The 14,599-nt window shown below is 37.1% G+C and carries 14 protein-coding genes; 9 read left to right on the top strand and 5 right to left on the bottom strand.

Annotated features, from left to right (window positions below; all coding sequences use genetic code 11):
- Nucleotides 1–13: 13 nt before the first annotated feature.
- Nucleotides 14–721, top strand: coding sequence for a response regulator transcription factor (locus tag J7E52_RS06840; protein ID WP_214744363.1), 708 nt, complete (start codon nucleotides 14–16; stop codon nucleotides 719–721).
- Nucleotides 718–2,448 (top strand): sensor histidine kinase, encoded by a 1,731-nt coding sequence (locus J7E52_RS06835; RefSeq protein ID WP_214744361.1) that lies wholly within the window; start codon nucleotides 718–720, stop codon nucleotides 2,446–2,448. Before J7E52_RS06840 ends, J7E52_RS06835 begins: the two co-directional genes overlap by 4 nt.
- 167 nt (nucleotides 2,449–2,615) lie before the next feature.
- On the opposite strand, the gene J7E52_RS06830 is transcribed toward J7E52_RS06835, so the two are convergent.
- Nucleotides 2,616–2,825 carry a response regulator transcription factor gene (locus tag J7E52_RS06830; RefSeq protein ID WP_214744359.1) on the bottom strand — a complete coding sequence of 70 codons (210 nt, stop codon included), beginning with the start codon at nucleotides 2,823–2,825 and terminating at the stop codon, nucleotides 2,616–2,618.
- Nucleotides 2,826–3,037: 212 nt separating this feature from the next.
- Between J7E52_RS06830 and J7E52_RS06825 the strand changes: the two genes are divergently transcribed.
- The 3 genes from J7E52_RS06825 to J7E52_RS06815 all read left to right on the top strand — a co-directional run bounded on the left by J7E52_RS06825 (nucleotide 3,038) and on the right by J7E52_RS06815 (nucleotide 5,791).
- Nucleotides 3,038–4,318: a sensor histidine kinase gene (locus J7E52_RS06825; RefSeq protein ID WP_214744357.1), complete on the top strand. Its 1,281-nt coding sequence runs from the start codon at nucleotides 3,038–3,040 to the stop codon at nucleotides 4,316–4,318.
- Nucleotides 4,311–4,943 (top strand): accessory gene regulator ArgB-like protein, encoded by a 633-nt coding sequence (locus J7E52_RS06820; RefSeq protein WP_214744355.1) that lies wholly within the window; start codon nucleotides 4,311–4,313, stop codon nucleotides 4,941–4,943. The genes J7E52_RS06825 and J7E52_RS06820 overlap by 8 nt, the downstream gene beginning before the upstream one ends.
- Before the next feature lie 128 nt (nucleotides 4,944–5,071).
- Entirely contained in the window at nucleotides 5,072–5,791 is a 720-nt protein-coding gene (locus J7E52_RS06815; protein WP_214744352.1) for a LytR/AlgR family response regulator transcription factor, read from the top strand.
- A 556-nt stretch (nucleotides 5,792–6,347) separates the two neighbouring features.
- Here the strand turns inward: J7E52_RS06815 and J7E52_RS06810 are convergent.
- Nucleotides 6,348–6,542 carry a hypothetical protein gene (locus tag J7E52_RS06810; protein ID WP_137017399.1) on the bottom strand — a complete coding sequence of 65 codons (195 nt, stop codon included), beginning with the start codon at nucleotides 6,540–6,542 and terminating at the stop codon, nucleotides 6,348–6,350.
- 336 nt (nucleotides 6,543–6,878) lie between these two features.
- Here J7E52_RS06810 and J7E52_RS06805 point away from each other — a divergent pair, with 336 nt between their 5' ends.
- The 3 genes from J7E52_RS06805 to J7E52_RS06795 all read left to right on the top strand — a co-directional run bounded on the left by J7E52_RS06805 (nucleotide 6,879) and on the right by J7E52_RS06795 (nucleotide 9,285).
- On the top strand, nucleotides 6,879–7,091 hold the full coding sequence (locus J7E52_RS06805) for a hypothetical protein (RefSeq protein ID WP_214744350.1): 213 nt from the start codon (nucleotides 6,879–6,881) through the stop codon (nucleotides 7,089–7,091).
- 101 nt (nucleotides 7,092–7,192) lie between these two features.
- On the top strand, nucleotides 7,193–7,882 hold the full coding sequence (locus tag J7E52_RS06800) for an ATP-binding cassette domain-containing protein (protein WP_214744348.1): 690 nt from the start codon (nucleotides 7,193–7,195) through the stop codon (nucleotides 7,880–7,882).
- A complete protein-coding gene (locus J7E52_RS06795; protein ID WP_214744346.1) occupies nucleotides 7,879–9,285 on the top strand; it encodes a hypothetical protein in 1,407 nt (468 codons plus the stop codon). Before J7E52_RS06800 ends, J7E52_RS06795 begins: the two co-directional genes overlap by 4 nt.
- 529 nt (nucleotides 9,286–9,814) lie before the next feature.
- Here J7E52_RS06795 and J7E52_RS06790 read toward each other — a convergent pair.
- Entirely contained in the window at nucleotides 9,815–11,365 is a 1,551-nt protein-coding gene (locus J7E52_RS06790) for an ABC-F family ATP-binding cassette domain-containing protein (protein ID WP_214744344.1), read from the bottom strand.
- Nucleotides 11,366–11,578: 213 nt separating this feature from the next.
- On the opposite strand from J7E52_RS06790, the gene J7E52_RS06785 reads away from it, so the two are divergent.
- Nucleotides 11,579–13,771, top strand: a complete 2,193-nt coding sequence (locus tag J7E52_RS06785) for a DNA topoisomerase III (RefSeq protein WP_214744342.1) — start codon at nucleotides 11,579–11,581, stop codon at nucleotides 13,769–13,771.
- 45 nt (nucleotides 13,772–13,816) lie between these two features.
- Here the strand turns inward: J7E52_RS06785 and J7E52_RS06780 are convergent, their stop codons facing one another.
- Both J7E52_RS06780 and J7E52_RS06775 read right to left on the bottom strand, forming a co-directional pair.
- A complete protein-coding gene (locus J7E52_RS06780) occupies nucleotides 13,817–13,978 on the bottom strand; it encodes a hypothetical protein (RefSeq protein WP_214744340.1) in 162 nt (53 codons plus the stop codon).
- 3 nt (nucleotides 13,979–13,981) lie between these two features.
- Complete coding sequence (locus J7E52_RS06775) at nucleotides 13,982–14,146, bottom strand: hypothetical protein (RefSeq protein WP_156404392.1); 165 nt, start codon at nucleotides 14,144–14,146, stop codon at nucleotides 13,982–13,984.
- Between the last annotated feature and the right edge of the window lie 453 nt (nucleotides 14,147–14,599).

The following is a 14,599-nucleotide window of genomic DNA, read 5'->3' as shown; positions in this document are numbered from 1 at the left end:
AGGGGTGATAAATATGCATGCATCAAGAATATTAATCGTGGATGATGAAATGACGTTGGTTAAGATGGTCAAAGTGTTATTGAAAAAAGAAGGCTTTACAAACGTCGATGCTTCATATGTTGGGAGAGATGCACTCGACTTAATTGAACAAAATGAATATGATTTAATTTTGTTAGATGTCATGCTTCCGGATATGGAAGGGTTTGATATCTGTTCCATCATAAGAAGAAGATCGGATGTTCCAATTTTTTTTCTCACTGCTAGAGGTTCAGATTTTGATAAAGTATCAGGATTTGCATATGGGGCTGATGATTATATAACGAAGCCATTTAACCCATTGGAACTAGTTGCCCGAATTAAAGCTCAATTGAAAAGAATTAATAAGAACCTTAGTTTTTCACAAGTTAATGATAGATTTGATAATGGCGTCTTATTCATTAATTACAATGAGGCTGTTGTAAAAGTAAATGGAAAAGAAATAAACTTGTCAGCTCAGCTTTATCAGCTGCTGACTTTCTTCGCCAAGTCTCCTAATCAGATTTTTTCAAAACAACAGCTTTATGATAGGGTGTGGGGGGCAGACTCCTACGGAGATGAAAATACGGTTATTGTACATATGCGAAAGCTAAGGGAAAAAATCGAACAAGATCCAAGTAATCCAAAGCTACTAATTACAGTTCGTGGCATTGGGTATAAATTTGTGAGCAAATCGGTCAAATGAGTGTTACACAGCATCTGATTATTAAATTTATTGTTCAAATTGTCATGGCTTTAAGTTTCTTGATTTTCTTTTCAGTAATTGGCCTTCTCATTCTAGCATTTTCCATCGTTGAACAAGATGCAAAGGAGGATTTTTCCAAAACGCCAGGTGATTTCCTGCAGCAATCCATAAAGCTAAATGACGGACAAGTAAGCGTAAATGAGAATATCAAGGAAAGCATTCTTAAACAGGATGGATGGCTACAGATCATTGATAAAAAAGGTGAAGTTCAGTTTTCCCTGAATACACCTCAGGGCCTTCCATCAGCCTATTCAAAACAACAAATAATTGAAATGACATCAAACCAATCGAATGAAAGAACGTTTTGGTCCCTTGATATAAAAAATCAGTCATTCATTGCTGTATTCGGTTCAAAGCGAACTTTGGATGAAATCATCAGAGTGGTTAGAGAACAGATGGGGAAATCAGACGAAAAACAGTTGGTCACTGAACGAATCAAAAAAGTGTTATCCAAGGAAAAGGCTAATCTTTACATTTATGATGATCAGAGTGAGTTATTGAGACAGTATGTAACGAATGAAAATCTAGCAGAACCTTCCTTGTTTCAGATAGTGGATTTTCAAGATAGCTATTGGGAAAAAACAGAGAACATCGCCACTTACTATAACAAGGAGTCAGACACATCTTATGTCGTAATGGCTCCCAATAAAAACTACGAAGAGCACATGTTTAGTTCAATTAATATTAATCAAACAGTACTAAAAGGGCTAGTTATTACCCTCATTGTGATGTTGCTTATTCTATTTATGATTTCTTGGTGGTATGCTCAGAAGTTTGGAAAGCCGATTATCCATATCATTCACTGGCTTCAATTGCTAGCCAAAGGTGTCTATGAGGAACCACTGGGGAAACGTAAGGATTTGGCGTATAGTCTGAAAACAAACGGAAATCTTAAATCGTCTTTTAAACCGTTTAAAGAGGTCATAAATTCGTTGAAAAAGCTGACAAATATGCTTATAGAAAGTGAATTGCAGCAGAAAAAAATAGAACAAACGAGAGAAGAATGGATTTCGGGACTTTCACATGATTTGAAAACTCCTCTAAGTACTATCTACGGATATGCAGTGATGCTGAATTCCACTGATTATAATTGGACAGAGGATGAAGTTCGTGACTTTTACATATCGATTGAACAGAACGCATCCTATATGTCGGATCTCATAGAAGACATCAACTTAACCTATCGCATAAAAAACAATGCGCTTCCGATGTATAGAGAAGAGGTTGATATTAATGACTTTACTAAGGAAGCTGTAAATCAATTTTTTAGAACGAATGTTGAAAAACATCACTTTTATACCGTCGACGTCGAAGAAAATCCCATTTTCTATAAAATTGATAAGAAGTATTTCAAGAGGATTATTGTGAACCTGTTAAGTAATGCAGCAAAATACAATCTTGAAGGAACCTCTATTGGGGTGATCGTAAAACAAGGGAAAGATTGTTTCACCATCCATGTTCAGGATAACGGAATAGGCATGGACGAATATACGAGGCAAAATTTATTTAATCGGTATTATCGGGGCACATCTGTAACAGAAGATACTGATGGAACAGGGTTAGGACTTGCTATAACAAAACAACTGGTTGAATACCATAATGGAACGATCGAAGTCGAATCTGAAGAAAATAAGGGTACAAAGATTACGCTCCTCTTCCTGAATTAGGACAGTTGCTGCTACTTTTGGATCCAAGTAAGAACAGGCCCCCAATTTAACCTTGTTAAAAAGGATACATATTTTTATGTAAAATGTTTTTTAGAAGCTTGTAGAGAGAAAGGACAATTTTTCTCTACAGGCTAATAGAAAAGTAACGTCATAGAAGGAGTATTATTTTAATGGAGAATGTTATTTTGAAATGCTTTCACAACAATGCCTACTCGTGTATGTACTTCAAGTTTCTTGGAAATATTACTAATATAGTACTCTACCATCCTCTGCGAATAGTTTAATTCTAGTGCAATTTGTTTATTTGGCACCTCACTGGCAATAAGCTGAATAATACGACTTTCTACACTATTAAACCCCACTTTTTCATTTTTCACGATAACACTCCTCCATTCATTATTAAACAAATACTACCAGAGTTATTATCTGATTTGGTCATAAAGGTCCAAGTGGGTCTTAACTACGCTTATTTTATCCCAATTAACAAATATTTTGCCCTAATTTGCAATATTTGCATAAATTATCCTGAAAAATGATGTAAAATTACTCCTTTTATGGTATTTTTGTAAAGTTAAGGAGGAAGTTTGTCGTGTTATTGTCGATTTTCGGTGGGTTTTTGGAAACGGTAATCATTATCCTTGTGGGGTATCGACTGATTGGAATTTCTTTAAAAGATAAAATGATCCCGATATGCATCGTAAGTTTTTATGGAAGTATCATTCTGTTAATGGTAAAAGAAACATTGCCTTCGATAACTTACCTTCTAGTAACGATTTTAGCGATTGGGTTTTTGTTGACATTTGTCACAAACCTGAATAGTTTTGCATCAATTATAGCTGTGTTGCTAGGATGTCTTTTATTGTTAATATCAGAGGTTATCGGATTCACGCTCTTTAAAGAATTCCCCTACATTCATTCATTGAGTGCTATACCTTTAGCAAGGGCCATTCCACATCTTGTGATAATGGTAATATTTTATGTGATCTTGAGAAAAGCAAATTATTATATTCCGATACCAGTCAAGAAAAAACAAAATAAAAACGATGCTATTTTATCTGTTTTAGTATTCTTATTTGGCCTTCTTTTTTTGTTTTACATCTTCGTTTTTGAATTCAAGCAGTTAAAGTTTTTAAGCATAACATCGGCTATAGTGTTAGTTTTTATTACAATTTCATTATTGTATCTAATCCGGTATCATATGGTAAAAAAAATTGAGGATCTGGCTGTTTCCTTAGATGGTCAATATGAAGAAGACATTTCTAAACATATCACTACAATGCGTTCGCAGCGACACGACTTTATTCATCACATTTTAGCGCTGAAACAAATGCTGAACAGTGGAAAATACGATGACTCAGTAGACTATGTTAACTCTTTGCTGGAAGAAATATCATACGTAAGCGATGTATTACCGATATCTTCAGAGGCTGTTGGGGGATTATTACTATCCTACAAAGAGAAGGGTGCCAAAAAAGGCATCAACATGTACTACTACATTGCAGATGATTTATCTTCCTTTCCATGTAAGATTTATGAAACAAATAAGATATTCGGAAATTTAATCCTTAATGCAATTGAAGCCGTCGATCAATTAGAAGAGGATAAGAGATATATCAACATGAAAATCCAAAGAAACGATGTCCATTATATTTTGGAAGTAAGCAATTTTATAGAGGATGGAACTTTTGAAAATATTGGGAGTATCTTCGAGCAAGGCTTTACAACTAAAACTAATGCATGGAACACTGGACAGGGATTGGCCATTGTTGAAAGTCTTGTCATGCAGTATGGAGGACATATATACCCGGAAGTCATAGATGACATGATTACGTTCATTGTAAAAATACCCCATGGAGGGCAATATGTTTAAGTATTTCTTACCGAACTATTGGGCAACGAATATCTCAAATCTAGTTATCTCCGAGAATCCGCAACTCATAAAAAGTAAAGAAAAGATCCGCTATGGACTTGAATGGATGATATCGGGGATGAATCAAATCGTTTTGGTTAGTTTTCTTGTTTGGCCATTAGGGATTTTACCTGAAACAATGATTGGCCTGCTTTCGGGTGCTCTCCTTCGAATGTTTTCAGGAGGCGCCCATTTCAAAGGGTATTATTCATGTCTTATTCTAAGCATGTTGCAAATTATTTTTTTAACATTAATTTGCGTACAATATACAGACATTCTTTCATCCTATAAGATTCCATTTATCTTATTATTATTTATAAGTTTTTTAATTACTGTTCAAAAAGCACCTATATTACATAAAAAAAAGCACCTTTTCACAAGAAAAGGTACTTTAAAACTGAAAATGAGGGCTGTGACCACATTCATTCTATGCATGGTATTTAGCGTTTTCCTACCTCAAACGATGATGTATTGTGTTTGGTCTGCTCTAATTTTCCAAGGACTCACCTTAACAGATTCTTGGGGGAAATGCGTCTTAATTTTAGATGCTTTTATATATAAAATTACCTTAAAGGGGTTACATTGATTATGTTAAAATTTCTTACTTTTGCTATTGGAATGATATCGTTATTTTTTAATTCCATTACCTCGATGAGTAGTTGTTTCTGGTTTTCCTACGAACCAGAGCTACCAGATGAAGAAAACTAGGAGTTTATGATGGGATTTATACGTCTTGCTGTTATTGATGATCAGGAACCTATCCTTAACGAGATTAAGGGATTTGTAAATAAATTCCCAAATGTAAATTTGATATTTAGTACAACAGATGTGAGCGAATTGTTTAATTCTATCGATCAAGGGCTGCCCATTGACGTATTATTATTAGATATTAATATGCCTGTGTCCAATGGGTTTGACATTGCCCATTACCTGAAAGAAAATCATCCCCAAATCAAGATTATTTTCATGAGTGCCCATCAAGACTTCGCTTTGCAGGGTTACAAATATTACCCAGAAGATTTTTTAACTAAGCCCATTAATATTGTTAGACTAAAGCAGACGCTTGATCGCCTTAGTTATACGCATAAAAAGATAAGAAGAATTGGCGTAAAAGCGAATGGGAAAATATCTTTAATCGATACCTCCAACATTCTCTATATTGAGAAAAAGGGGAGAAAAACATTTATCCACCTAAAAGATGCAAAGACTGTGGAATGCTCAGAAGGCTTAAATAAGTTAGAAGACATTCTTAATCAGTGTAATTTTTATCGAACACATCAATCGTATTTAGTGTCGATTGACCAAATTGAATACATAGAATCGGACAATTATATGAAATCATATAATGTGAAATTACATCACTGCAATCACAAGATAAACTTAAGCCGGCACAAATTTACGGCATTAAAAAATCTCATCGAACAACATTTCTAATTTTTTTAAAAGTGCCAAAGAAGGGATAATCTATGGATATGGAGTTTACCTGAATTGCTAGGCATATGTACCAATTAGGCGGTATTCCTTGTTAAGAAGGTGTCAATTTGAAAAAAAGATCAAGTAATACTCTGGGGCAGTATTGCGGTAATTCTATCTTATATGGGTAGTGGGAAAATAGAAAAAGGGTTCTTATCTAAATTTAGATAATAACCCTTTTTCTATTTGGCGTCTGTCAACGGTACTGACCGAGGGGAGGATAAGGAGTTGATGGACTCACTTCACCAAGACCCTCTTGGTGTCTCAAATGGCAACACCTAATTTAACTTCCTTTAGACCCTAGGGGAATTGGGGTAATCTCCCTGCCGGTAATTAATAGGGGGGCCATAAAGTATGGAGGAGCCGTACGATAAACCGCAGGATGGGATCATATTTATCCTTTTCTATACTGTTAAATAACAAGTTGCCATCAATATAAACAAAATAAAAAGCGCAGCTCCTCATGGAGTACGCCTTTTTAAGTGGGAATGGAAGTGGGTGCAGTCATTAAGTGCCTTTATTTATCACTACTTACGGTATCTTTTTTCTTTGTAGATTGTCGAAGCAAGTAACTGATTAAGAAACTAGATCCACCCGTTATGTAAAAGATGATGCCCCAATCTTCTGCCTTTTCAACTCCAAAAAACCGGAGCGTTAAACCAACGAAACTTAGTACAAAGATAATTTCGAAAAATACGGTCAGTTTCTTCACTATAAAAACTCCTTTTCTAAGTTTAAAAGCTGATTATGTATAACATGGATTTTATGCTCTTAATTATAGCGTTTAAAAAATGAAAGCCTCATTTCTCCATCCGGGAGAAACGAAATTACTAATCCATGAAAGGAAATTTTACCATAATTTACATAGAATTTCTATGAATCTAAAAGGAATTGCGGAAAGACGAAACCACCTGAGGGAAAGGGATTTCGCGTTTCCGAAACATTGCCTTTTTTCCCTTTTTTTTCTTATTTCCTTTTGTATTATTAAAGCAGGATATCGTAAATGACATTAGGAAATTAAAAAAAACCAAAAGGTGGATGATTAAAAATGTTAAGTATCGCTATTAAAATTTATAACGCAATCGCAAAATACGGATCTAGAGCATGGGACGCAATCAAAGCTGGCGCATACTCAGTATACAGTGCAGCAAAAGCTGCATGGGAAGCTGGATACTGGGCTTTCACTAAATGGTTAGCATCAAACGCAAGTGCACTATATGCAATCTATGATGCATTAAGAGCTGCTGGACTAATAGATTAATTATTAATTTAACTTAAGCAACAAAACCTAATACTTATCCTAATGTCATTACTTTATCTGTAATTTCTGGTACGATATAGATACTATAAGTTAAATTGGATGTGATTGCGATTAATAGTATAGAGGTTCATCATCTAAATAAGAGTTTTGGTTCCAAGAAAGTATTAGACAATTTAAATTTAACTATTGAACATGATTCAATAGTAGCGATAGTAGGAAGTAACGGAATTGGAAAAAGTGTTTTCTTAAACTGCTTATTGAACTTCATGGATTATGATTCAGGTGAAATTAATATTTTGAATAAAAATCATAATGATCATAACTTCCTGAGAACAGTTACTTCGTTTGTTTCGGTTGATAATCAACTGCATTTGGAGAAGGTTACCGGAAAAGAGTTCTTTGAACTTATAATTTCTATATACAACCTTCCAGAAGAATCAGTTGTTGCTAAATATACATCCTTAGCGGAGGAATTGAATGTCATAAATCAATTAGATTCCACATTTAGTTCTTTATCTTTCGGAACAAAGAAAAAAATCCAATTGATCGGTAGCATTCTTTATAATCCTAAGGTATTGGTATGTGACGAAATTTTCGAGGGCTTGGACCATGAGGCTGTTAACTGGGTGAAAGCATATTTTTTAAAACGAAAAGCAAATGGAGAAGCAACTTTATTCACAAGTCATATCATGGACCATACATGGGATATTTCCGACTGCATATATCGATTGGAAAATGGAAAGCTTCATAGTCAAAAAAATGAAGAAATGACAGAGAGGGTAGTAGAATGAATTTTCATTCATACAGCAAGTTATACAATATCTATACCGAAGAAAAGAGTCTAAACCAAAAACAAAAAGCTGTAAAATTATTATTCACAGCTCTTTTTTGGGTTTCTTTGCTCTTTACCCTTTTTTCCTTTTTTGATGTACATACGAGTACGGTAATCTACTATTATATCATTGTGCTCACCGTAATCGAGTTGTTATTGCTTTTTGTGTTTATGGCTTTATATGAAAGCACCACTTATATCATAAGCTTTTCCAAAACCATTCCGATTAAGCCCAACCAACTCTTTTTTTATCATTTGATTAAATCGAACCTAACAGCAGAAATTGTTCTAGAGCTTACAATCGTGGTTTCTTTTCTTTTATTTTACGGGGCACCAACGTTAAATATCCTATTGCTATTATTCTTTGTTTTCTCATTGAAGTTTCTTCGGACATATTCTGAGTTTTTCATCCTATGGTTTAAGAAGTATCAGGTTCGATTCCCGTATTTTTCAGCCATTGCCCTTCTCATCGTTTTAATATTTTATATTAATTCAAGTAAACTTTCGCCTTTATTATCCAAATTAGATTTCACGATAACAACCATTTTGCTTATTCTCTGTATGTTTTTAGTAATAACGTTTATCACTTATCCAATCATTGTCGGTGGGTTAATAAAAGAAAAAGGTGCCAATCTAAATTCTCAGAAGTTCAATCACGTCACAAACCGGATATCTACAAGGGTAGTGAATATCCTCATACGGAATAAAGTTATAAATGGTCTAATAAAGTACAATTTCTTCAGGCTACTGAGAGATGTTAACTATATTAGTAAACTCATTACGATTAATATTACAGTTATCGTCTTTAATTTAATTAGTATGTATTTACCATTTATGAAAATCGAAGATATACATACTAACTTTTTCGTGGATACCATTTATATTGCATTTTTTGTCAACTTCCTAAATTTAACAAATATCAAAATTGAATATAAATTACATCAAAAGCTTAGACTTGATGTATTACCCATCTCATTAAAAATGGAACGAATCGCCGTAGACATTACGAATGGTTTTTTTCTGATTGTAACGTTCACGCTTCTTCTTTTATTAAAAGTATTGGTAGAGGGTATTCCCTTTTTATTGATACTTGATGGCTATAAGGCCTTCTACTGTTTTCTAATGTTAAGCTTAATCATAGATTGCTTTTATAAGTATGAAATTCAAAAAAAGATAAAGGCCTTGATGATCGTTTCGTATATGGTTATTGGAATCAGTATTGAAACGTTATTTATTATTAAAACAATCTTTATAATTCAATTGACTATAGCCGTTACATTGACACTGATCCTTTACTTCCTGAGGTATAGAGAAAAACCGAAAAAACAAAAGGTGATTAACTACCAATATAATGGAAATTGATAAGCTGAGCTAATGGCCAAGATCACCAAAATCTCCTGAGGCTGTACACATGATAGCATTCTGACTATTCAATAGCACAGTTCAGTTTCATTCAATTACGTTAAGAGTATTGCTTAATTTGGCCAATCTCATGGCAGAAGGAAAATGAAAAAACTATAGAATTTACCTTCAGACTGTAGACAAATTCGAAGAAAGCGAGTTTGCCTACAGTTTTTTTCTGTGAAAAATGTTCCGGTTTTTGGAAATCCGCTTCCTTTCCGCCGACTGTCTGCCAAGCATCATCAAAGCATGCATCTAGCGGGGTCTCCTCTATCCAGTTAGGGTTTTATAAAACAGTGAAAAACCATAAAGGATAACCTAGTCATGTTTTAAAATCAGAATTGAATCTACAGGTTTTGCTATCTTTACTTTGAAGATCGAAGTGAAAATTTCTTCAATCATAATAAGGTTTATCAGCAATCGCCATTGCTTTTTCGTGACTTTCCGAATAAAAAGGGGATGCCGCGTTTTGCGACATCCCCTAAAAAAATTAATTTTGGGCCGACCATTCCTCTACATCCCATACTTTCGTAACCCAATCTTCATAGAAATCAGGTTCATGGCATACGAGGACAATCGTTCCTTTATACTCTTTCAATGCACGTTTCAGTTCTTCTTTTGCAACTACATCCAAATGGTTTGTCGGTTCATCGAATAACAGCCAATTGCTTTCGGTAAGCATGAGTTTACATAGGCGCACTTTTGCTTGTTCCCCACCACTTAAATGGCTCATCGGACGTGTAATGTGCTCGTTTTTCAAACCGACACGGGCAAGGATCGCACGTACCTGCGGTTGGTCCAGATGCGGAAATGCATTCCATACTTCATCGATCGGCGTCGTATCGCCTGCTTTCACTTCCTGTTCAAAATAAGAAGAAAAAAGGAAATCTCCAAGTGATCTTTTACCGCCTAGAGGATCGATTTTACCCAAAATCGTTTTTAATAGAGTGGATTTACCAACTCCATTACAGCCGACTACGGCAATTTTTTCTCCCCGCTCGATGGTCATGGACAACTTCGGAAGCAATGGGCGGTCATATCCGATTTCCAAATCTTCACCTTCAAATACATAACGGCTGCTCGCACGTGATTCTTTAAAGTCAAAGGTAGGTTTCATTGCAGTTTCTGGACGATCGATACGTTCCATGCGATTCAATTGCTTTTGACGGCTCTTTGCCCGGCCGGTCGTTGAATAGCGTGCTTTATTTTTTGCAATGAAATCTTCCTGCTTTTTAATGAATTCGCGCTGTTTTTCATATGCGTTAATATGTTGGTTTTTATTCAATTCAGCCAGCTCAAGGAATTTTTCATAAGTTGCCGTGTAACGGGTCAGTTTAGAAAATTCAAGATGGAAGATTACGTCGACGACGCCGTTCATGAACTCGGTATCATGCGAAATCAATAGAAATGCATGTGGGTATTCCTTTAAGTAGCTGCTCAGCCAGCGGATATGCTCCACATCCAAGTAGTTGGTAGGCTCGTCGAGCAGCAGGACTTGCGGTTGTTCCAATAGTAACTTCGCCAATAAAACCTTTGTCCGTTGTCCGCCGCTTAGGGCAGAGACATCGCGGTCCAATCCGATTGCATCCAACCCTAAACCGCGTGCCGCTTCTTCAATTTTAATATCCAGATTGTAAAAACCGCCGGCTTCCAGCTTGTCCTGGATTTCACCCATTTGTTCCAAGAGTTCTTCAAGTTCCTCCGGAGTGGCCGTACCCATTTTCTCTGTAACTTCATTCAGTGCTTTTTCCTGCTCGAATAAAGGTAAGTACGCATCCCTTAGGACGTCGCGAATCGATTTACCTTTAGAAAGTATCGTATGTTGATCAAGATAGCCATATTCGACACCAGGTGTCCATTCGACCCGGCCATCATCATGGATGAGTTGTCCTGTAATGATATTCATCATCGTTGACTTCCCGACACCATTCGCCCCGACCAGGCCTACATGTTCCCCGGCCATCAGGCGGAAGGATACATCCTTGAATAAGGTGCGGTCACCAAAGCTGTGTGCTAATTTATCTATAGAAAGTAAGCTCATTTTATATTGAACCTCCCAATTAATTTGAAAAAATCCCTACGTTTCATCATACTAAAATCTGCACGGGATTGCTATCTAATCTATTAATTTACATATATGTGGGTGCGGGGAGTCCCGTTCGATCTGTTTATCAATGCCATGCCGGCATGATCGCCCTGACTTAAATTATATGAGATAATAGAGGAACCAGTTTAAAAGCGAAAGGATGTTATTATGAGTAAAACAGTCGTACTGGCCGAGAAACCTTCGGTCGGCAGAGATATAGCAAAAGTGCTGAATTGCGGGAAAAAGGGTAATGGCTTTTTCGAAGGCGAACAGTATATCGTCACTTGGGCACTGGGTCATTTGGTCACCCATGCAGATCCGGAATCTTATGATGAAAAATATAAAACGTGGAGCCTTGAGGACCTGCCCATGCTGCCACCTACTTTGAAATTGGTCGTGATCAAGCAATCAGGCAAACAATTTCAATCAGTAAAAACACAATTGAATCGCAAGGATGTCAAGGATGTCATCATTGCAACGGATGCAGGCCGTGAAGGGGAACTCGTTGCACGCTGGATTCTCGAAAAAGCGAATGTGAAGAAGCCCGTCAAACGGCTTTGGATTTCCTCTGTAACGGATAAAGCGATCAAAGATGGATTCAAAAATCTGAAGGATGGCAAGGAGTATGAAAACCTATTTGCCTCTGCTGTAGCAAGGGCGGAAGCAGACTGGATCGTTGGGATGAATGCGACACGTGCCCTAACAACGAAGCACAATGCCCAGTTATCCTGCGGGAGGGTCCAAACGCCGACACTTGCGATGATTGCAAAAAAAGAAGAAGAAATAAAACAATTCCAGCCTAAGAAATTTTATGGCGTTTCGGCAATTGCAGAATCAAATTTGCGCCTGATCTGGCAAGATGCCCAATCAAAAGATATCCGCACATTTGATAAAACCAAGGCAGAAAAGGTTCTTGCAGCCGTTAGGGGGAAAAGTGCAGAAGTGGTTGAAGTGAACAAGGCGCATAAGAAAAGTTTTGCCCCTTCTTTATATGATTTAACAGAACTTCAACGGGACGCCAATAAGAAATTCGGCTACTCGGCGAAAGAGACGTTATCGATCATGCAGCGCTTATATGAAAGCCATAAAGTCTTGACTTATCCAAGGACGGATTCACGCTTTTTATCAACGGATTTGGTTGATACGCTAAAAGAAAGGTTACAGGCTGTAAGCATTAAACCATATGCCCAGTATGCATCGAGGATCCTGCGCAGCCCGATAAAGGTCAATAAATCGTTCGTGGACGATGGCAAGGTTTCCGATCACCATGCAATCATCCCCACCGAGCAAACGCCGCTGCCGGGAAAACTGAGCGACAAAGAATCGAAAATCTATGATTTGGTCGTTAAAAGGTTCCTTGCTGTATTGATGCCGCCTTTTGAATATGAACAAACGACCATCACCGCAAAAATGGGGCAGGAGACATTCGTGGCAAAAGGGAAGGTCGTCCTGAAATCAGGATGGAAGGAAGTCTATGATCACCAATTCGATGAGGAAGAAGCTAAAGATGGCCTTGCTGAGCAACTGCTTCCGAACGTTCAAAAAGGTGACGGTTTAACCATTTCGACTGTGAAACTAACAGAGGGTGAAACGAAACCGCCGGAACCATTCAATGAAGGGTCGCTTCTTTCGGCAATGGAGAATCCTGCTCGTTTTATGGCAGGGGAAAGCAAAGAGCTCATCAAGACTCTGGGTGAAACTGGCGGGATTGGAACTGTTGCAACGCGTGCTGACGTTATTGAAAAATTGTTCAATAGCTTCCTGATCGAGAAAAGGGGAAAGGGCCTTCATGTTACCTCGAAAGGAAAACAACTTCTTCAATTGGCACCTGAGGACTTGCGATCTCCAGCTTTGACAGCTCAATGGGAGCAAAAGTTAACTGCGATAGCAAAAGGAAAGCTGCCAAAACAGGCCTTCATCGGCGATATGCGCGATTACGCCAAAAATATCGTCCATGAAATCAAAAATAGTGACCAAAAATTCAAGCATGATAACGTGTCAGGAACGAAATGTCCTGATTGCGGCAGGCTGATGCTTGAAGTGAATAGTAAAAAGGGAAAAATGCTTGTCTGCCAAGATCGTGAATGCGGCCACAAAAAAAGTGTTTCACGTGTAACAAATGCCAGATGCCCACAATGTCACAAAAAGATGGAAATGCGCGGTCAAGGAGAAGCACAGACATTCACCTGTAAATGCGGATTTCACGAAAAACTTTCTTCGTACAATAAACGAAGAGGGCAAAATAAAAATCAAAAAGTATCCAAAAATGAAGTATCCAATTATATGAAAAAGCAAAATAAAGAAGAGCCGATCAATACTGCATTGGCGGATGCCTTGGCAAAACTGAAATTCGATAAATAAAAGAAAGAGTCCTTCACCTTTAGCTCCATGGTGAAGGGCTCTTTTTTACTGGGTCAATTCCATGGAGCACGTCTGGGCAAATTTCCTTGTCGGCAGGCCCTCTTTCCAGACAACAATATTGCCGCTTGATGATGGTATAAAAGATAAGATAAAGACGACAGAAAGGGATGGAGCGCTCGCTCCATCCCTTTCCATATATTGCTTCATCTGTTAAATTTCATTCAGTACGGTGCCATGTAATTCATATTCAAGTGTTTTGTCAGTGTGTGTGTGTTTATCCGAATCTACTCGTATGAGCGTACTGAATGGCTTCTGATCACCCGGACTGAAAATTGCTTCATCATTCTCTGGATTCCATAGGCTGTAAATACTCATGATCGTATCCTCCTCCTTTGGATGAGAAGACTAGTAATTCCCAAATTTGATCATCATCTAACTCTTCAATTGACTCTAACGCTGATCACCGGGACTAAACACCGCTGCGTCATTCTCTTTGTTCCATTGGCTTCTGATTGTACTCATCATGCACATCATCTCCTTTGGTGAGAATGTCTTACAGTATTTGTATACCCGGATGGGACAGGTTAAAACATATATTTTAAAAAAAAGCAGGATTATATCCAAAAATTCATTATGTTTCTGCAAATATATAAACAGTTTGAATTGTATTTTTCGCCAATATTTTTGTGCGGGGATGTTCTTATGATTAACAGTAATGCCTATTTCTTAGGACATTATCGGTTAACAAACTCGACAAGTTGTAACATGCCGAGTTTGCGTCTGCTTCCAAATATCCAAAATGCCCCATGGTGGACTGATGTTCTTCAT

This window comes from Bacillus sp. ISL-34 (assembly GCF_018613325.1).
Taxonomy (GTDB): Bacteria; Bacillota; Bacilli; order Bacillales; family DSM-1321; genus Peribacillus.
Note: the sequence above shows the minus strand (reverse complement) of the source record. Positions and strands in the feature narration are given on the sequence as shown.

Bases quoted from the DNA above. Each gene is read 5' to 3' on its own strand.
- J7E52_RS06840 (WP_214744363.1), top strand. From the start codon at position 14: ATGCATGCATCAAGAATATTAATCGTGGATGATGAAATGACGTTGGTT.
- J7E52_RS06835 (WP_214744361.1), top strand. From the start codon at position 718: ATGAGTGTTACACAGCATCTGATTATTAAATTTATTGTTCAAATTGTC.
- J7E52_RS06820 (WP_214744355.1), top strand. From the start codon at position 4,311: ATGTTTAAGTATTTCTTACCGAACTATTGGGCAACGAATATCTCAAAT.
- J7E52_RS06815 (WP_214744352.1), top strand. From the start codon at position 5,072: ATGATGGGATTTATACGTCTTGCTGTTATTGATGATCAGGAACCTATC.
- J7E52_RS06805 (WP_214744350.1), top strand. From the start codon at position 6,879: ATGTTAAGTATCGCTATTAAAATTTATAACGCAATCGCAAAATACGGA.
- J7E52_RS06795 (WP_214744346.1), top strand. From the start codon at position 7,879: ATGAATTTTCATTCATACAGCAAGTTATACAATATCTATACCGAAGAA.
- J7E52_RS06790 (WP_214744344.1), bottom strand. From the start codon at position 11,365: ATGAGCTTACTTTCTATAGATAAATTAGCACACAGCTTTGGTGACCGC.
- J7E52_RS06785 (WP_214744342.1), top strand. From the start codon at position 11,579: ATGAGTAAAACAGTCGTACTGGCCGAGAAACCTTCGGTCGGCAGAGAT.
- J7E52_RS06780 (WP_214744340.1), bottom strand. From the start codon at position 13,978: ATGAAGCAATATATGGAAAGGGATGGAGCGAGCGCTCCATCCCTTTCT.
- J7E52_RS06775 (WP_156404392.1), bottom strand. From the start codon at position 14,146: ATGAGTATTTACAGCCTATGGAATCCAGAGAATGATGAAGCAATTTTC.